Source organism: Roseovarius sp. MBR-79, from assembly GCF_053628555.1.
The window spans coordinates 209887-227943 of sequence record NZ_JBRJGP010000001.1; the positions used below are offsets into that span (position 1 = coordinate 209887).

Annotated in this window: 18 protein-coding genes; 5 read left to right on the forward strand and 13 right to left on the reverse strand. The window is 64.1% G+C overall.

Features of this window, described 5'->3' with window-relative positions:
* The first annotated feature begins 241 nt into the window (after nt 1–241).
* The 4 genes from glf to ACSSV8_RS01050 all read left to right on the forward strand — a co-directional run bounded on the left by glf (nt 242) and on the right by ACSSV8_RS01050 (nt 5083).
* Nucleotides 242–1378 (forward strand): UDP-galactopyranose mutase, encoded by a 1137-nt coding sequence (gene glf, locus ACSSV8_RS01035; protein ID WP_354538887.1) that lies wholly within the window; start codon nt 242–244, stop codon nt 1376–1378.
* A 137-nt stretch (nt 1379–1515) separates the two neighbouring features.
* Complete coding sequence (gene gmd, locus ACSSV8_RS01040; protein WP_354538886.1) at nt 1516–2637, forward strand: GDP-mannose 4,6-dehydratase; 1122 nt, start codon at nt 1516–1518, stop codon at nt 2635–2637.
* A 5-nt stretch (nt 2638–2642) separates the two neighbouring features.
* Nucleotides 2643–3611, forward strand: a complete 969-nt coding sequence (gene fcl, locus ACSSV8_RS01045; protein ID WP_454281218.1) for a GDP-L-fucose synthase — start codon at nt 2643–2645, stop codon at nt 3609–3611.
* Between the two features lie 23 nt (nt 3612–3634).
* Entirely contained in the window at nt 3635–5083 is a 1449-nt protein-coding gene (locus ACSSV8_RS01050; protein ID WP_454281219.1) for a mannose-1-phosphate guanylyltransferase/mannose-6-phosphate isomerase, read from the forward strand.
* 32 nt (nt 5084–5115) lie between these two features.
* Here the strand turns inward: ACSSV8_RS01050 and ACSSV8_RS01055 are convergent, their stop codons facing one another.
* The 11 genes from ACSSV8_RS01055 to ACSSV8_RS01105 form a co-directional block, all read right to left on the reverse strand.
* Nucleotides 5116–6180: a 3-carboxy-cis,cis-muconate cycloisomerase gene (locus tag ACSSV8_RS01055; RefSeq protein ID WP_454281220.1), complete on the reverse strand. Its 1065-nt coding sequence runs from the start codon at nt 6178–6180 to the stop codon at nt 5116–5118.
* Complete coding sequence (gene pcaD, locus ACSSV8_RS01060; RefSeq protein WP_454281221.1) at nt 6177–6956, reverse strand: 3-oxoadipate enol-lactonase; 780 nt, start codon at nt 6954–6956, stop codon at nt 6177–6179. Before pcaD ends, ACSSV8_RS01055 begins: the two co-directional genes overlap by 4 nt.
* The gene (locus tag ACSSV8_RS01065; RefSeq protein WP_454281222.1) at nt 6956–7792 is read right to left on the reverse strand and encodes a 3-keto-5-aminohexanoate cleavage protein; all 837 of its coding nucleotides are present in this window, start codon (nt 7790–7792) and stop codon (nt 6956–6958) included. The genes pcaD and ACSSV8_RS01065 overlap by 1 nt, the downstream gene beginning before the upstream one ends.
* Nucleotides 7793–7802: 10 nt before the next feature.
* Nucleotides 7803–8414, reverse strand: a complete 612-nt coding sequence (gene pcaG / locus ACSSV8_RS01070) for a protocatechuate 3,4-dioxygenase subunit alpha (protein ID WP_454281223.1) — start codon at nt 8412–8414, stop codon at nt 7803–7805.
* 2 nt (nt 8415–8416) lie between these two features.
* Nucleotides 8417–9139, reverse strand: coding sequence for a protocatechuate 3,4-dioxygenase subunit beta (gene pcaH, locus ACSSV8_RS01075; protein WP_354538880.1), 723 nt, complete (start codon nt 9137–9139; stop codon nt 8417–8419).
* Nucleotides 9136–9519, reverse strand: coding sequence for a 4-carboxymuconolactone decarboxylase (gene pcaC, locus ACSSV8_RS01080; protein ID WP_354538879.1), 384 nt, complete (start codon nt 9517–9519; stop codon nt 9136–9138). Before pcaC ends, pcaH begins: the two co-directional genes overlap by 4 nt.
* Complete coding sequence (locus tag ACSSV8_RS01085; RefSeq protein WP_454281224.1) at nt 9516–11402, reverse strand: bifunctional sugar phosphate isomerase/epimerase/4-hydroxyphenylpyruvate dioxygenase family protein; 1887 nt, start codon at nt 11400–11402, stop codon at nt 9516–9518. The genes pcaC and ACSSV8_RS01085 overlap by 4 nt, the downstream gene beginning before the upstream one ends.
* A complete protein-coding gene (locus tag ACSSV8_RS01090; protein ID WP_454281225.1) occupies nt 11399–12244 on the reverse strand; it encodes a shikimate dehydrogenase family protein in 846 nt (281 codons plus the stop codon). The genes ACSSV8_RS01085 and ACSSV8_RS01090 overlap by 4 nt, the downstream gene beginning before the upstream one ends.
* A complete protein-coding gene (locus ACSSV8_RS01095) occupies nt 12241–13749 on the reverse strand; it encodes a tripartite tricarboxylate transporter permease (RefSeq protein WP_454281226.1) in 1509 nt (502 codons plus the stop codon). The genes ACSSV8_RS01090 and ACSSV8_RS01095 overlap by 4 nt, the downstream gene beginning before the upstream one ends.
* Nucleotides 13749–14324: a tripartite tricarboxylate transporter TctB family protein gene (locus ACSSV8_RS01100; RefSeq protein ID WP_454281227.1), complete on the reverse strand. Its 576-nt coding sequence runs from the start codon at nt 14322–14324 to the stop codon at nt 13749–13751. The genes ACSSV8_RS01095 and ACSSV8_RS01100 overlap by 1 nt, the downstream gene beginning before the upstream one ends.
* A 127-nt stretch (nt 14325–14451) precedes the next feature.
* Nucleotides 14452–15456 carry a Bug family tripartite tricarboxylate transporter substrate binding protein gene (locus ACSSV8_RS01105; RefSeq protein WP_354538874.1) on the reverse strand — a complete coding sequence of 335 codons (1005 nt, stop codon included), beginning with the start codon at nt 15454–15456 and terminating at the stop codon, nt 14452–14454.
* Nucleotides 15457–15618: 162 nt separating this feature from the next.
* On the opposite strand from ACSSV8_RS01105, the gene ACSSV8_RS01110 reads away from it, so the two are divergent.
* The gene (locus ACSSV8_RS01110) at nt 15619–16314 is read left to right on the forward strand and encodes a TetR/AcrR family transcriptional regulator (protein WP_454281228.1); all 696 of its coding nucleotides are present in this window, start codon (nt 15619–15621) and stop codon (nt 16312–16314) included.
* 98 nt (nt 16315–16412) lie between these two features.
* Here the strand turns inward: ACSSV8_RS01110 and rplQ are convergent, their stop codons facing one another.
* On the reverse strand, nt 16413–16832 hold the full coding sequence (gene rplQ, locus ACSSV8_RS01115) for a 50S ribosomal protein L17 (RefSeq protein WP_454281229.1): 420 nt from the start codon (nt 16830–16832) through the stop codon (nt 16413–16415).
* A 145-nt stretch (nt 16833–16977) separates the two neighbouring features.
* Nucleotides 16978–17994 carry a DNA-directed RNA polymerase subunit alpha gene (locus tag ACSSV8_RS01120; RefSeq protein ID WP_354538871.1) on the reverse strand — a complete coding sequence of 339 codons (1017 nt, stop codon included), beginning with the start codon at nt 17992–17994 and terminating at the stop codon, nt 16978–16980.
* Between the last annotated feature and the right edge of the window lie 63 nt (nt 17995–18057).

Below are 18057 nucleotides of genomic sequence, written 5' to 3' on the forward strand. Positions count from 1 at the left end.
CCGGTCCCGGGTATCGCGGGCAAGAGCGGAGACAGCCGCGCAAAAAGCGGGCAGAACCGCGCCTTTTGCAGACGTCTTTAGGCAATTTTCATATTTTCACGCCAGTGTGATCCCGAGACTGGCCAAAAGCGACGCACGCCGCTACTTTCCCACGCGGGGGACTGAACCTCAGACCCGCCGAGGTTCGGGCCCGTGGCCTATTGCACGAGGACCGGACCACCACGGATCGAAGAGGGACGATATGCGGATACTTGTTGTCGGGGCCGGCTTCAGCGGGGCCGTGATCGCGCGGGAACTGGCCGAGGCGGGCCACAAGGTTACGGTGCTCGAATCGCGGACGCATGTGGCCGGAAACTGCCATACCGAACGCTGCGCCGAGACGGGGATTCTCGTCCATGTCTACGGCCCTCACATCTTTCACACCGACGACGCCGAGGTCTGGTCCTATGTGAACCGCTACGCGCGGTTTCAACCCTATGCGCATCGGGTCAAGGCCACGGTTGGCGGTCAGGTCTTTGGCCTGCCGCTCAGTCTGCACACGATCAACCAGTTTTTCGGCCGCGCCTTTCGCCCCGAGGAGGCGCGCCGCTTCATTCTTGACGATCAGGCGCAGCCATCCCGGCACGAGCCGCGCAATTTCGAGGAACAGGCGCTCGCCATGATGGGTCCCGCGCTTTATGGCGCATTCTTTCGCGGCTATACCGAAAAGCAATGGGGCCTGTCGCCCGATCAACTGCCCGCGTCCATCCTCAAGCGGCTGCCGATGCGCTTCAGCTACGAGGACAGCTATTTCGCTCACCGCTTTCAGGGGCTGCCCGAGGCGGGTTATACCGCGCTTGTCGCGGGCATTCTCGACCATCCCGGCATCGACGTGCATCTCGGTTGCCCCTACACGCCCGAGCAGGGGCGGCGCGCCGATCACCTGTTCTGGTCGGGGCCGCTTGACGGATATTTCGGCAACCGGCTGGGCGACCTGGGCTATCGCACGCTCGATTTCGAACGGTTCACCGCGCAAGGCGACTGGCAGGGCTGCGCGGTGATGAATTATCCCGACCGGGAAACACCCTATACCCGCATCACCGAGCACAAGCATTTCAGCCCCTGGGAACGCCACGAGATGACCGTGTGCTACCGCGAATATCCCCGCGCCTGTGCCCCCGGCGACATCCCCTATTACCCGATCCGCCTGACACAGGAAAAACTCCTGCTGGCGCAATACGAGCGTCTCGCCGCCGAAGAGTGCGGGGTGAGCTTTGTCGGACGTCTCGGCACCTATCGCTATATCGACATGGATGTGACCATCCGCGAGGCGCTTGACGCCGCGCGCGGCTTTCTTGCAAGCCACGCGCGCAGATCGGCAACAGTCGCGGCGCTCTGAGCACGCAACCGCGACGACACGGATTCCCCCAGGGGCGGAATGTGCTATCGCTGTGTCAGGATCGGCTGGTGCCCGCGATGCGGGCTTAGCAGGCTGAAGCCACAGGACCAGGGCACAGGGCAGAGAAGCAAAAACATATGAAACGGGCACTGATCACCGGCATCACCGGGCAGGACGGCAGCTATCTGGCGGAATTCCTGCTGAAAAAGGGCTACGAGGTTCATGGCATCAAGCGGCGGGCCTCGCTTTTCAACACCCAGCGGATCGACCATATCTATCAGGATCCGCATTCGAACCATCAGCGGCTCAAGCTGCATTACGGCGATCTGACCGACAGCTCCAACCTGACCCGCATCCTCTCGGAGGTGCGCCCGGACGAGGTCTATAACCTCGGCGCACAAAGCCATGTCGCCGTCAGTTTCGAGGCGCCGGAATACACCGCCGATGTCGACGCCATGGGCACGCTGCGCCTTCTGGAGGCGATCCGCTTTCTGGGGCTGGAGCAGGTCACCCGGTTCTATCAGGCCTCCACCTCCGAGCTTTACGGTCAGGTCGCGGAGACCCCGCAGCGCGAGACCACGCCGTTTCATCCGCGCTCACCCTATGGCGTCGCCAAACTCTATGCCTACTGGATCACGATCAATTACCGCGAAGCCTACGGCATCTATGCCTGCAACGGCATTCTCTTCAACCACGAGAGCCCGCGCCGGGGCGAGACCTTCGTGACGCGCAAGATCACACGCGGGCTGGCCAATATCGCGCAGGGGCTGGAGGACTGCCTTTACATGGGCAATATCGATGCGCTGCGGGATTGGGGGCACGCGAGGGATTACGTGCGGATGCAGTGGATGATGTTGCAGCAGGACGCGCCCGAGGATTTCGTGATTGCGACCGGTGTGCAGTATGCGGTGCGCGACTTCATCCATTGGACAGCCCAAGAGCTTGGCATCACGCTCGAATTTACCGGTGAGGGTGTCAACGAGATCGGCACCGTGACCGAGGTGCGCGGCGACAAGGCCCCCGGCGTGGGGCCCGGCGATGTGGTCGTGCGCATCGACCCGCGCTATTTCCGCCCCGCCGAGGTGGAGACGCTTCTGGGCGATCCGTCCAAGGCCAGGGAAAGACTTGGCTGGGTGCCCGAGATCACCGCGCAGGAAATGTGCGCCGAGATGGTCGCCGAAGACCTGCGCACCGCGCAGCGGCACGCGCTGCTCAAGGCGCATGGCATGGACATGCCGGTAAGCTTCGAGAACGGGTGAGCGATATGCGCGTCTATATCGCCGGACATAAGGGCATGGTGGGCGGCGCGATCCTGCGGCGACTGGCGGCGCGGGTGGCGGCGGGCGAAGCGATCACGCTCATCACCGCGACCCATGCCGAGCTTGACCTGACCGATCAGGCCGCCGTGCGCGCCTTCATGGCCGATCAGCGCCCGGATGTGGTGATCCTCGCCGCCGCGAAGGTGGGCGGCATTCTCGCCAACAACACCTATCCGGCTGATTTCATATATGAAAACCTGATGATCGAGTGCAACGTGATCCATCAGGCATTTGCCGCCGGGGTGACGCGCCTCTTGCAGCTTGGATCAAGCTGCATCTACCCGCGCGAGGCCCGGCAGCCGATGGCCGAGGACGCGCTTCTGACCGGCCCGCTGGAACCCACGAACGAGCCCTATGCCATCGCCAAGATCGCGGGCATCAAGCTTTGCGAGAGTTACAACCGGCAGCATGGCACCGATTACCGCTCGGTCATGCCCACGAACCTTTACGGCCCCGGTGACAATTTCCACCCCGAGAACAGCCATGTCCTGCCCGCCCTCATCCGCCGCTTTCACGAGGCGCGCGCGCAAGGGCGCGACGAGGTGGTGATCTGGGGGTCGGGCAAGCCACGCCGCGAATTCCTGCATGTCGATGACATGGCCGAGGCGTCGCTTTTCGTCCTGGACCTCGACAAGCCCACCTACGACGCCAACACAGCGCCGATGCTGAGCCATATCAACGTCGGCACCGGGCAGGATGTCACCATTCTGGAGCTGGCACAGATGGTGGCGCGGGCGACGGGCTATGAGGGCCGTATCGCTACCGACCCGACGAAACCCGACGGCACCCTGCGCAAGCTGATGGATGTGCGCCGTCTGGAGGATATGGGCTGGCGCGCCGCCATCGCGCTCGAGGACGGAATCGCGGGCACCTATCAATGGTTTCTGGAACATCAGGACGACTTTCGCGGATGACGCGGGGCAAGGGAGGTTTGACCATGACCGAGGATATCCATCCGCTCCTGCTCTGCGGCGGCTCCGGCACCCGGCTCTGGCCGCTGTCGCGCAAGAGCTATCCCAAGCAATTCACCCGGCTCACGGGGGAGGAAAGCCTCTTTCAGGCCTCGGCGCGCCGCCTGTCGGGCGCGGGATACGCGGCCCCCACGATCATCACCGGGTCGGATTACCGCTTTGTCGTGACCGAACAACTGGCCGGGGTGGACATCGCCGCCGCCGCCACGCTGATCGAGCCCGAGGCGCGCAACACCGCACCCGCGATCCTGGCCGGAGCGCTGGACGTGCAGGCGCGCGCGCCCGGCGCGCTGATGCTGGTCGCGCCCTCGGATCACGTGATCCCCGATCCCGAGAGATTCCGCGCCGCCGTGCAGGCCGCCATCCCGGCTGCCCGGGCAGGGCGCATCGTGACCTTCGGCATCCGGCCCGACCGGGCCGAGACCGGCTATGGCTGGCTTGCGCTCAGCAAGTCCCCGGAGGCCGATTTCGCGCCCGTGCCGCAGCCGCTCAGGGGATTTGTCGAAAAACCGGACGCAGCGACGGCAGCGGCGTTGCTGGCGGACGGGATGCATCTGTGGAACGCGGGGATTTTCCTCTTCTCGACCGACACGATCCTGTCGGCCTTCGAGACGCACCAGCCCGCGATGCTGGCCGCCGTGACCCGCGCCCATGCGACGGCAGAGCGCGACCTGCATTTCCTGCGCCTCGACCCCGAAGCATGGGCCGCGTGCGAAAACGAGTCCATCGACTACGCGGTGATGGAAAAGGCCGGCAACCTGAGCGTCGCGCCCTATGGCGGGGCCTGGTCCGATCTGGGCGGCTGGGATGCCGTCTGGAGAGAGAGCGCGCCGGACGACGCGGGCATCGTCACCTCCGGCCCCGCAACCGCCATCGACTGCGCGGACACGCTCTTGCGCGCCGAGGACAGCCAACAGGCACTGGTCGGCATCGGCCTCACGGACATCATCGCCGTGGCCATGTCCGACGCGGTGCTCGTGGCACATCGGAGCCGCGCGCAGGACGTGAAAATGGCGGTGGAGGCGCTGAAGAAACAAGGTGCCAGACAGGCCGAGACCCTGCCCCGCGACTATCGCCCCTGGGGCTGGTTCGAGAGCCTCGCCACCGGCGGGCGCTTTCAGGTCAAGCGCATCCATGTGCATCCCGGTGCCGCGCTCAGCCTGCAAAGCCATCACCACCGCTCGGAACACTGGATCGTCGTGGAGGGAACGGCGAAAGTGACCATAGATGACAAGGTCCAGCTCATCAGCGAGAATCAGTCGGTCTATATCCCGCTCGGCGCGGTGCACCGCATGGAAAACCCCGGCAAGGTGCCGATGGTCCTCATCGAGGTGCAGACCGGCACCTATCTCGGCGAGGATGACATCATCCGATACGAAGACATCTACGCACGCGGTCAGGGGGCGAAGGGGTGAGCGGCGTCAGGGACCGCTTGTCTTGACGTCCGTCAGCCCGGCGCTTGCCCGCCGATCCGCGTGACCGATGCGCACAGGGCACGCGCGGCGGCAAGGGCGCGCGCCGTGGTCTCGGTCATTTGCGGCAGGATCATCCATTCCAGCGCCCAGGCCGCGCCCGAGCGTTCCTGTTCATGAACCAGCGCGTGATGCATCCCGGCAAGCTGCCCGGCGTTGTAGCGTGCGAGCGTCACCAGAAGTTCGGCCAGAACCGGGTTCTGCTTGTGCGGCATGGCCGAAGAGGTGCCACCGCCCGCCAGCGCAATCTCGTCCAGCCCCTGTTGCGCCATCAGGCAGATATCCTGCCCCATCTTGCCAAGCGTGCCGGTCACGAGCGACAGGAACCCCGCGAAGTCTGCCAGATCGTCGCGCGTCGTGTGCCAGGCGCGGGCAGGATTGCCAAGGCCAAGCTCCTGTGCCATCGCGGCGGCGATCGCCGCACCATGGGGGGCAAGGTCCGCGCGGGTGCCCACCGGGCCGCCCAGTTGCAGACGCTCCACGCGCGGACGCAGATGGACGAGCCGTTCGACATGCCGGTCAAGCGGGTCACGCCATGTGGCCAGCCGGTCGGCCACGTTGACAGGCAGCGCCGCCTGCATCCGGGTGCGGCCCATGAGGGGATTTGCGCCGAAGCGCTGCGCGAGGTCATCAAGCGCGTCCATCAGGCCGTCCAGCCGCGCAAGGAGGAGCACGTTCACCTCGCGCAGCGTGAGGCTGAGCGCGGTGTCGAGCACATCCTGCGAGGTGGCACCACGATGGATCGCACCCGGCTCGGCGGGAATGGCGGCGCGGAGCGCGGCCACCAGCGCCGGAACCGGCAGGCCGTCGCGCGCGGTGCCCTCGCGCAAGCCATCGAGATCGGGCGCAAAGGCCATGATGGCGCGCGCCGTCTCTTCGGCATGGCGCGCCGGGATCACGCCGGTCACGCCAAGAGCACGGGTAAAGGCCGCCTCGAAAGCCAGCATATGCGCAATCTGGCGCTCGGGGGCCCACAGCGCGTGCGCCTGCGCATCGCCGAAATGGACGCGAAACCAGGGGTTTGTGAACACATCCGTCACGAAAGTCTCCGGCGCAGCGCGCTTACGGCCCCCGCCACCGCCCCGGGGGCCTCTATGCAGGGCAAGTGGCCGCAGCCCGCCAGCACCTCGACGGTGGCCCCGGGAATCAAGGCCGCCAGCGCCGCCACCAGATCGGGCGGGGTGGCGAGGTCCTCGGCCCCGGCGAGGCACCGGGTGGGCACGGCCAGCCGCGCGCTCTCTTCGGTGAAGTTGGTGTCGCGGATCGCGGCGCAGACCGCGGCATAGCCCGCAACGGGCGTGCGCGTCAGCATGTTGCGATAGCCTGCCAGCGCGGCGGTCTTTGTGGTGCGAAAGCCCATGCTGAACCACCGTTCCAGAATGGCCTCGGACATGGCGGCGATGCCATCGCGCCGGACCGTGTCGATGCGCGCATTCCAGCCCGCGGAATCGCCGATCCGCGCGCCGGTGCAGCACAGCACCAGCCCCGCCGCCAGATCGGGGCGCGCGGCGGCAAGCGCCTGCGCGATCATGCCGCCCACAGAGACGCCGCAGATCACGGCATGGCTCAGACGCAGGTGATCCATCAGCGCGGCAACATCCCCTGCCAGCAGGGCCATGGTGACCTCGCCCTCGTCGCTCAGCCCGTGACCGCGCTTGTCGAGGCAGAGGACCGGCACATCCGCGCCAAGCCCGGCGATCACCCCGTCCCAGATGCGGAAATCGGTGCCGAGCGAGTTGAGAAAGACCACCGGCACGCCCGCGCCGGGACGATAGCGGTAATGCAGCGTGACACCGTTGAGCGTGGCAAAGGGCATCAGGCCGCTACCTGCCGCAGACCGAGGATACGCCGCGCCTCTTGCCATGTGGCGACGGGGCGTTCGTATGTCTCGCAAATCCCGACCGTGCGTTTGACCAGCGCCGCGTTGGACGGGGCCAGCGTATCACGATCAAGGCGGATGTTGTCCTCAAGCCCGGTGCGCGCATGCCCGCCCGCCGCAATCGCCCAGTCGTTGACCACGATCTGGTTCGGCCCGACGCCTGCCGCGCACCAAGGCACGTCGCCAAATAACCGCTTGACGGTGGCGACATAGAAATCGAACACCTCGCGGTCGGCGGGCATGGCGTTTTTCACGCCCATCACGAATTGCACATAGGGCGCGTCCTTGATCTGCCCGCGTTTGTGCATGAGCGCCGCATGAAAGATATGCGACAGATCAAACGCCTCGATCTCGGGTTTGACGTCATATTTGATCATCTCGTCGGCGAGCCAGTTCACAAGGTCCGGCGGGTTCTCGTAAACCCGCGTCGGAAAGTTGTTTGACCCAACCGACAGCGACGCCATGTCGGGGCGCAGGGGCAGCATGCCGCCGCGCGCATTCCCGGCACCCGACCGCCCGCCGGTGGACAGTTGCACGATCATGCCGGGGCAGTGCCGCTCCAGCCCCTCTTTCAGCCGCGCAAAACGCTCGGGGTCAGAGGTGGGCCGCCCGTCGTCGTCGCGCACATGGCAATGGGCGATGCTGGCACCCGCCTCGAACGCCGCATGCGTGCTCTCGATCTGTTCGGTGATGGTGACGGGCACGGCGGGGTTGTCGGCCTTGGTGGGCACCGAGCCGGTGATCGCCACGCAGATGATGCAGGGGTTGGTCATGGCAGGGGCCTCACAGGTCGAAGAATACGGTTTCATCATCGCCCTGAAGGCGGATGTCGAAATGATAACGGTTGCCGTCCGCGCGCGCGACCAGAGTTTGCCGCCGGTGCGCCTGCTCGATGAGGCCCAGCACCGGGTCGGCGGCGTTGGCAGCCTCCTCATCCCCGAAATACATCCGGGTGTTGAGACCGACATTGATGCCGCGCGCCACCAGCCAGAGGTTGAGATGCGGGGCCATGAGGCGCCCACCCCGGCCCATGACGGCACCCGGTTTGACCGTTTTGACCTCGAACACCCCGGTGTCGAAATCCGGGATCACCCGGCCCCAGCCGCGAAAGCCCTCTTCAACCTTTTCGGCATTGGGCCCGGTGCCGGGATAGACGCCCGCGGCATTGGCCTGCCAGACCTCGATCAGCACATCCTTGACCGGCGCGCCGGTGCCATCGGTGACCGTGCCGGTGACGGTGATGCGGGAGCCCTTGGCGTTGGGGCCGGTGATGTCGCGGCCAAGTTCGCGGGCGTAGATGTCGAACCCCGCATCGCCCGGCGCAAGGCCGATATGGACATAAGGTCCGGCAGTCTGCGAGGCGGATTCCTTGAGGTAATGCAATGACTGGACCATGATCAGTTCCCCTCGGGCCGGTTTTCGAAATAGGTCGAGCGATGCCCGCGCAGCACGATGTCGAACTTGTAGGCGATGGAATCGAGCGGCACGGTGGCGTTCAAATCAAGCGCCGCGACAAGCTGATCAATCGCGCGCGGGTCGGGGATGGTCTTGACGATGGGGCATTTGGCAATCAGCGGATCGCCCTCGAAATACATCTGGGTGATCAGGCGCTGCGCAAAGGCGGTGCCGAACACCGAGACATGGATATGGGCGGGCCGCCAGTTGTTGACCCAGTTGCGCCACGGGTATGCCCCCGGCTTGACCGTGCGAAAGGCATAGCGCCCTTCGGCATCGGTCAAAGTTCGCCCGCAGCCGCCGAAATTGGGGTCGATCGGCGCAAGGTAGCTGTCCTTCTTGTGCCGATAGCGCCCGCCGGCATTGGCCTGCCAGATCTCGACCAGCGTATTGGGGACGGGGCGCGCGTTTTCATCCAGAACCCGGCCATGCACGATAATGCGCTCGCCGATGGGATCGCCGGATTGAGCGTAGTTGCGAATGAGGTCGTTATCCAGCGGGTCGATGTCGGTGTGGCCGAACGTTGGCCCGGTCAATTCGCTTGCTGAGGATTGCAACGACAGAAGCGCGTTGCGCGGCGAGCGGGCGACGCTGGTCTTGTAATCGGGCGCATAGGCGGGCGGATGCCATTCGCGGTCGCGCTGATAAAGCTCTGCGGTGGTCATGTCTTGTCCCTTTCCATCTCGGCATAGGTCTCCTTGGCCAGCCTGATCGCGTGATTGGCGCGCGGCACACCGGCATAGATGGCCACATGCTGGAACACCTCGATCACATCGCCGGGCGTGGCCCCGGTGCGGGCGGTGGCGCGGATATGCATGGGTATCTCGTCGAAATTCCCCGTGGCCGCCAGCAGCGCCAGCGTAATCATCGAGCGTTCGCGCCGCGTGATCGCGTCCGAGGCCCAGACCGTGCCCCATGCCCCTTCGGTGATGAGGGTCTGAAAGGCTGCGTCAAACTCCGTCTTCGCCGCCTCGGCCCGGTCGACATGGGCCTCGCCCAAAACCTCGCGGCGCACGCGCACGCCTTTGTCAAACCTGTCTGTCATCGTTTCGGTATCCCCTTCTGGCGCATCAGGCGTTTCTGCGCGGCGATGCGGAACGGGGCATTGGGCGCGCCATAGCCCGCATAACCGCCGCGCCGCTCCACGATCTCGAAGAACATGCCGCCCGCATAGGGGCGCGAGTAAAGCTGGAAGAACGCGCCTTGCGCATCCTCGTCATAGAGGATGTTGCCCTCTCTCAGACGCGCCAGCATGTCGGGGGCCAGATCGAAGCGGGCCGCAAGATCGGCATAATAGTTCTCGGACATGGGCAGCGGCTTGAACCCGCGCGCCATGAGCGCCGCGGACGTGGCGAAGATGTCATCGCTCGCCAGTGCGATATGCTGGACCGAGGCCCCGAAACTGTCAGCGAGGAAATTGCCTGCCATCGTGCGATGGGTCTCGGCCCCGTTCAGCGTGATGCGAAACGCGCCATTCGGGGCCTCAAGCGCCTGAGAGCGCACAAGGCCATCAGGATCGACCACATCGACCATCGGTGATTTCTGCATCTCGAACAGCGTGGTGTAAAAGAGCGACCACGACAGCATTTCATCATAGCTCATGGTCTGCGCCAGATGGTCGATGCGGGTGAGGCCCGCGCCTTCGGCCTTTGGCACCTCGGGCGTGAATTCGACCGACCAGACATCGCTGAGACCGCTTTTGTCGTCGATGAAATGCAGCACGCTGCCACTGAGGCCCCGAATGGCGGGAATGTCCAGTTCGCCCGGCCCGATCGGCTGGGAAAAGGGCTGCGCGCCAAGGGCGGTGGCGCGGGCAACGGTGGCGCTTGCATCTTGCACCGCAACGCCCACGTCGCACACCGTGGTGCCGTGCATCGCATAGGCGCTGCTGGCATAGCCGGTGGACTCGCGGTTCACGACGACGCGGATCTCGCCTTGGGTCCAGAGCGACAGATCCTTGGCGATATGGCGGCCAGCGGGGGTGAAGCCCAGGGTTTGCAAAAGCGTTTCAAGGGCTGTCGCCTCATCCCCTCGGGTGGCGAATTCGACGAAAGACACGCCTGCCGTGCGCGCACGGGCGGGCATTTGGGGCAGGTCAGGCGTGGCGCTTGGTTCGGTGCGGCGCACGTCATCCATCAGCGCGACGAGCGAGCGATAGCCGTCCTTGGCCACCGCCTTTGGTTGCCCGCCCCGGAACTGATCGTTGAAAATTTCAAGCGAGACCGGCCCGCCGTAGCCCGTCGCCATCACCGCGCGCATGAAGCCGGTCACGTCAAGATCGCCCTCGCCGGGCATGTTGCGGAAATGGCGCGACCAATAGAGCAAGTCCATGTCGATGCGCGGTGCATCGGCCAGTTGCACGAAAAAGATCCTGTCGCCGGGAATACGGCGAATGGTGTCGGGGTCGATCTTGCGCGCCAGCGTGTGAAAGCTGTCGAGGATCAGGCCGACATTCGGGTGATCGGCGCGGCGCACCACCTCCCACGCGTCGCGGTGGTCATTGACGTGATGCCCCCAGGCCAGCGCCTCGAACCCCACGCGCAGGCCACGGCGCGCGGCACGTTCCCCAAGGTCGTGAAAATCCGCCGCCGCCCGGTCGATCCCGCCAAGCGCCTGCGGATGGCAGGAGGAACAAACCAGCACCAGATCAGTGCCCAGTTCCTGCATCAGATCAAACTTGCGTTCGGCCCGGTCAAACGCCTTGGCGCGCTGCGGGTCGGGCAGGCCCTCGAAATCGCGGAAGGGCTGAAACAGCATGACCTTCAGCCCCATGTCGCGGATCATCTCGCCCACCTCGCGCGGGCTTCCGTCATGGGCGATGAAATCCTGCTCGAAAATCTCGATCCCGTCATATCCGGCGGCGGCAATCGCCTCGAGCTTCTCGGGCAGGTTGCCGGAAATCGACACGGTGGCGATGGCGGTTTTCATTGCCCCTCCTCCTGAATGGCGGCGCGTAGTGCGGCGTGATCGAGGGGAATGCCGGTGAAGATGTCCCAGGCATCGACGCCCTGGCCGAAAAACAGCTCATAGCCGGAGATCACCGTCAGGCCCGCCGCTTTCGCGTCTTGCAGGAATTGCGTCTCGACCGGGGTATAGACCGCATCGAAGGCCCATTTCGCGCCCGCCATCGCCTGCGCCGGCAAGGCGGTGCCGCCGATCCCGACCATGCCAAGCGGTGTGCAATTGATGATCCCGTCCGCGCCTTTCGCGGCGGCGATTGCGTCGGTGGCTGTCTCGATCCGGGTCTCCGAGCCAAGCGCGCGCAGCGCCTCGGCCAGTGCCTCGGCCTTGGCCGCGTCAAGATCGACACAGCGGATCGCCTCGGCCCGCAGTCCGATCAGCCCGAAGGCCACCGCCTTGCCCACCCCGCCCGTGCCAATGAGGCAGACGGTGCCGGGGCCAGCCTCGCCGCGCACGGCGCGATAGGCGGCCATGAAGCCGGTGTAATCGGTGTTGAACCCTTTGGGGCCATCCGCGTCAAAGACCACGGTATTGACCGCCCCGATGGCGCGCACCAGCGGATCGGTGACCGTGACCTTTGCGGTCACAAGTTCCTTGTAAGGGTAGGTCACGTTGATGCCACGAAAGCCGCCCGAACGGGCCTGCTCGAATACCTCGTCAAAGGTAAGGTGCATGTCGCGCGGAATCAGCCGGTCATAGGTCACATCATGCCCGGTCAATTGCCCCGCCGTGCGATGCAGGCGCGGCGATTTCGAGCGGGTGATGTTATCGCCGATCAGGCCAAGTTTGATGGCATGGGTCGCGGTCATGATGTGGCCTTTTTGAACAGACGGGTTTTCAGGGCGGTCCAGAGCGGGGTCTGGCTGACGAAGATCAGGATCACCGAGAGGAAGAGGGTGAGGGAAAGGGGGCTGGTCACGATGCCTTCGAAAAAGCGGCCAAGATCCTCGCGCTCCGAGATGATCGCGCGGCGCCAGTTGTCATCCAGAAGCCGCGACAGGATCACGCCAAGGATCACCGGGCCAAGAGGGTAGCCGTAATGGCGCATGAAATAGCCGAACACGCCAAAGCCCAGCATCCAGTAGACATCCGAGACCCGGTTGTTGACGGCATAAGCGCCCACAATCGACAGAAGCAGGATCAGCGGGATGATGACAGAGCGCGGCATTTCCACGATCTTGGTAAAGATACGAATACCGGTCAGGCCAAAGATCAGCATGAAGACATTCGCCATCATCAGCGCACCGACGATGAACCAGAACATGTCGGGCTGATCAATCATCAGCATCGGGCCGGGGTTGAGCCCGTGGATGAAGAGCGCGCCGATCATGATCGCGGTCACCGCATCGCCGGGAATACCCAGCGTCATCATCGGGATGAAGGCTCCGCCGACAGCCGCGTTATTGGCGGTTTCAGGCGCGACAAGCCCTTCCATCGCGCCTTTGCCAAACGGCACCTTGGGGTTCTTGGTCACGCGCTTGGCGTGGTCATAGGCCATCAGCGCCGCGATATCGCCCCCCGTTCCGGGCAGCGCGCCGATCACCACCCCGATGGTCGAGGTTTGCAGCGACAGCGGCAGGTATTTGCGGATTGTGCCGAAAGAGGGCACGATCTTGTCGATCTTCTGGCGCACCGCCGTCATGTTGACGTTCTGAAGCTGCAACAGCGCCTCGGACACGCCGAACATGCCGATCATGACGGCGATGAAGGAAATGCCGCCCTCCATCAGTTGCAGATCGAACGTGAAGCGTTCGGTAAAGGTCAGCGGGTCACGCCCGACCGCGCCGATGGCGATGCCCAATGCCCCGGCAAAGATGCCCTTGACCAAGGAGCCGGACGACAGCGAGCCGACCAGCAGGATGCCCAGAACCGCCAGCAGCATGTAATCGCGCGGCTGGAATTTCAGCGCGAAATCCGACACGAAGGGTGCTGCCAGTGCCAGCACCAGAATGCCGATCAGCCCGCCGAAGAACGACATCACCGTGGTCACGCCAATCGCTTGCCCCGCCTCGCCGCGTTGCGCCATCGGATAGCCGTCCATCGCCGTGGCAATGGCCGAGGGCGCGCCGGGGATGTTGAGCAGGATCGCGGTGCGCGACCCGCCATAGACCCCGCCCATATAGATGCCGACCATCAGTGAAATCGCCGGGTAGACATCCCATGAAAAGGTGAACGAAATCAGGATCGACACCGCCATGGTGACCGACAGGCCCGGGATCGCGCCGATATAGATGCCCGCAAAGGTGCCGACACCGACCAGCACCAGCAATTCGGGCTGGGTAAAGATCGTCAGGATGGCAAGAATCGTATCCATCACGCGGCCCCCCCGGACAGCAGACTGCGGAAGAACTGGATGAATTCGGCCTCGGGCAGGATGCCTGACGGCAACAGCACGGTGAACACCACGCGGAACACGATCCAGATCAGGATCAACGCGCCGAGTGCCACGACAAGCGTATAGCCCCAGCCGCGCCGCGCCAGCACCTTGATCGCGAGTGTCAGGAACAAGGCGGCGGTTGGCACGAACCCAAGCGGTTGCAGAAGCAGGCCAAACACGATCAGAAAGCCGATGAAGAGCATCACCATCCCCGGCAGGATGTCGCGCGCCAGTGTTTCGGTCGTGACCTTTGGCAGGCGCGCGGTGCGCACTGTCACCACTAGCGCCGCGATCACCATGACGAAGGTCGTGGCCATAGGCACAGCACCGGGAGCCGAGAGCGCCTCGAACCCGGAAATGCCATAGGCGCTGTAAAGCAGGAACAGGCTTGCGAGGCTCAGAAAGAGGGCAAAGCCCAACTCGCCGGGTCTGCGCCGCTCCACATATCCGCCCGGTGTCGCGTCGGACGTGCCGTCGTGGTGGTCGCTGTCGCCTCTGAATTCGGGGTCCATCGGGCTCTCCTCCCTTGGGGTAATCCGGGCTCCTCTCCCGGAACGCAAAGCGCCGCCCGACCTTTTAAGTGGCGCGGGCGGCGCCGTGTTCGTCAGGCCCGAAGGCCAGCAGGTCGCACGTGAAAGCTTAGTTGCCCGGGCGGGCAATCCCGAACTCTTCCGGCGATGCCTTGGTCAGACCGGCATCGTGCAAGAGCCACGCGGTGCCTTGCTGCCATTTGGTCAGGAACGCGTCGGCCTCTTCGCCGCTGATTGCCATCATGGTGAACCCACGGCTGTCCATCAGCTTGACGAAATCGGGGTGCTCGGCCCCTTTGGCATAGGCGGCGCTCAACTCTGCGATCACGTCATCGGGCGTGCCTTTGGGGACGAAAACACCAAAGAACGGCCCCCAGGGCAGGTAGGTGGCGTAGCCTTCGTTGAACGAGGTGACGGCGGGCACCTCCGGTAGCTTGTCGCTGGGTTGGGTGTCAAACAGCGCCAGCGGCTTCATCGTGCCCGCGCGGATCCCTTCGATGGCAGCTCCCAGAACGGCGGGCATGACGTCGATCGCCCCCCCCTGAAGCGCGGTCAGCGCCGGGCCGTCGCCGTCATAGGGCACCGAGATCACGTCAAGATTGCCTTCGACCGTGTTCATCATCGCGGTCACGACCGACGGCACGCCACCGGGGCCGGTCGAGCCAAGGCGCAATTCACCGGGATTTGCCGCGATATGGGCCATCATGCCGGCATAGTCGTCAAACGGGACATCGTTATTGGCCACCAGAATGGGCGTGCCGCGCGCCAGAATGTTGATCGGCACGAATTCCGAGTAATCCTTGTCGCCCAGACCCATGATCTTGTAGAGCATCGGGTTTTCCGCACCCATGAGCAGGGTGTAGCCATCTGCGGCCGCGCCTGCCACGTGGTTCAGCGCAATGGCCCCGACCGCGCCGGTCATGTTCTGCATGACGACCGTGCCGCCAAGCGCCTCCTCGGCATGGGGCGTGACCGAGCGCATGACCGTATCGGTCGAGCCGCCCGCCCCCCATTGGATGATGCCCTGAATTTCCTTGGTAGGGTAATTCTGCGCGGTGGCGATGGTGGCGCTCAGGCCAAGCGCCGCAAGCGTGCCGAGAAACTTAAAAGACATTCCGTCCTCCCTGATTGTGGTCTGTCCGACGATTCGCTCCTCGCCCCGCCGGTCTCCCCCAGTTATTAACCCAGAGGTTAATTTTTCAAATTAAAAATGGACCCGTGGGTTAATTTTATGCTACGCAACTTGCGCAGCACCCATGAAACAAGAGGCAAGGCGATGGACGGAGGGGCGGAAACACCGAAAAAGGAACGCAAGACCTCGTGGAAAAAGGACCCTGAGACGGTCAGGGCGGACATCCTCGGCGTCGCCACCGACGAGTTTGCCGCCCATGGCCTTGCCGGGGCCAATATCAACGAGATCGCCCGCCGGACCTCGACCTCCAAGCGCATGATCTATTATTATTTCGGCGACAAGGAGGGGCTGTATTGTGCCGTGCTCGAAGGCGTCTACGCCTCGTTGCGCAACGCGGAGGACCTGCTCGATTTCGCCGGGCTGGACCCGGTCGAGGCGCTGCGGCAACTGGTCGAGGCGACCTTCGAGGCGCATGTCACCTCACCGCATTTCATCCGGCTGGTGATGATCGAGAACATCCACAACGCCGCTTACTTGCGCAAATCCGAAATCGTGCCCAAGCTCAACCGCTCGATCATCGAAAAGCTGACCGATGTGTGCGAACGGGGCAAGGCCATGGGCCTGTTCCGGTCGGGCGTCGATCCGCTGGAACTGCATTGGCTCATCAGCTCTTTCAGCTTTTACAACGTGTCGAACCGCGCCACCTTTTCCACCTCTTTCGGCGAGGCGCTCTACACGCCCGCGCATCAGGCGCTGCTCAAGGCGCGCGCCACCGACATGGTGCTGGCGGCCGCAGTGATCGGCCATGAGCCCGCATCATGGAATACCGCCGGCGCATGATGGCACCGGAACGCGCGGGCCAGACCCGCAAACGAAAAGGTCCCCGCCACTGGCGGGAACCCTGCCGGTTCTGACCGGGCCGCGTGACGGGCCGGGATCTAGTCCTCGGCGGCCTCTTCGGCCTCAAGCCGCGCGCGGTCATCGGCGCCCTTGGCGCTCGGATCGCGGTCGACGAGTTCGATGATCGCCATCGGCGCCATGTCGCCATAGCGGAACCCGGCCTTGAGCACGCGCACATAGCCGCCCTGACGTTCGGCATAGCGGGGGCCGAGCACCTCGAACAGCTTGGCCACATGCTTGTCCTGCTTGAGTTGCGCCGCCGCCTGACGACGCGCGTGCAGATCACCGCGCTTGCCGAGCGTGATGAGTTTTTCCACCACACGGCGCAATTCCTTGGCCTTGGGCAGGGTGGTCTTGATCTGCTCATGTTCGATGAGCGAGCCCGACATGTTCGCCCACATCGCCTTGCGGTGTTCGTGGGTGCGGTTTAGTCGGCGGTATCCTCTGGCGTGACGCATTGTCTATCTCCTGGGCGTTTTGCTTTGTCCGGCGGTCTGATGCGTGTCAGCCGCTCTCCTTGGGGCGGGATTGCCCGGTTGGCAGGGAACCGATTTCTTGAAAAGAAATCGGAACGGAAACTTTTCAAGTTTCCGTCCCCTTATCTCAAAAGGCGTCTTCGAACTTCTTGGCGAGGTCCTCGATATCGTCGGGCGGCCAGTCCTCGACATCCATGCCGAGGTGAAGGCCCATGCCCGAGAGCACTTCCTTGATCTCGTTGAGCGACTTGCGGCCGAAGTTCGGCGTGCGCAGCATCTCTGCCTCGGTTTTCTGGATGAGATCGCCGATATAGACGATATTGTCGTTCTTGAGGCAGTTGGCCGAGCGGACCGACAGTTCCAACTCGTCCACCTTCTTGAGCAGAAGCGGGTTGAACTCGAGTCCGTCCTCGTCATCCTGACGGAGCGAGGATTCCGGCTCGTCGAAGTTGACGAAGATGCCAAGCTGATCCTGAAGGATGCGCGCGGCATAGGCCACCGCGTCCTCGGGCGTCAGGGAGCCGTCGGTGTCGACCTTCATGGTCAGCTTGTCATAATCGAGCACCTGGCCTTCGCGGGTGGGCTGCACGTCATAGCTGACGCGCGTCACCGGCGAATAGATCGCATCGATCGGGATAAGGCCGATGGGCGCGTCCTCGGGCTTGTTCTTGTCTGCCGGAACATAGCCCTTGCCGGTGTTGACCGTCAGTTCCACGTAGAGATCGGCACCCTCGTCGAGATGACAGATGATGTGATCGCGGTTCAGGATCTCGATGCCCGCGCTGTCCGAGATATCGCCGGCGGTGACGGCACCCGGACCCTTGGCGTTGATCGTCAGCCGCTTCGGCCCGTCCACTTCCATGCGGATCGCCACGCCCTTGAGGTTGAGGACGATGTCGGTGACATCCTCGCGCACACCCGCAACCGAAGAAAACTCGTGCAGCACGTTGTCGATCTGAACCGCCGTGATGGCCGCGCCCTGAAGCGACGAGAGCAGAACGCGCCGCAACGCGTTGCCCAGCGTGAGGCCAAAGCCGCGCTCGAGCGGCTCGGCCACGACCACCGCCTGACGCAGCGGATCGTTGCCCGGCTTGATCACGAGCTGTGCCGGCTTGATCAGGTCTGCCCAGTTTTTATGGATCATGCGTCCCTCCATTCCAGTCCCCGCCCCATGTCCGAAAGGCGGCGACGCCCGAGGATTTCTAAA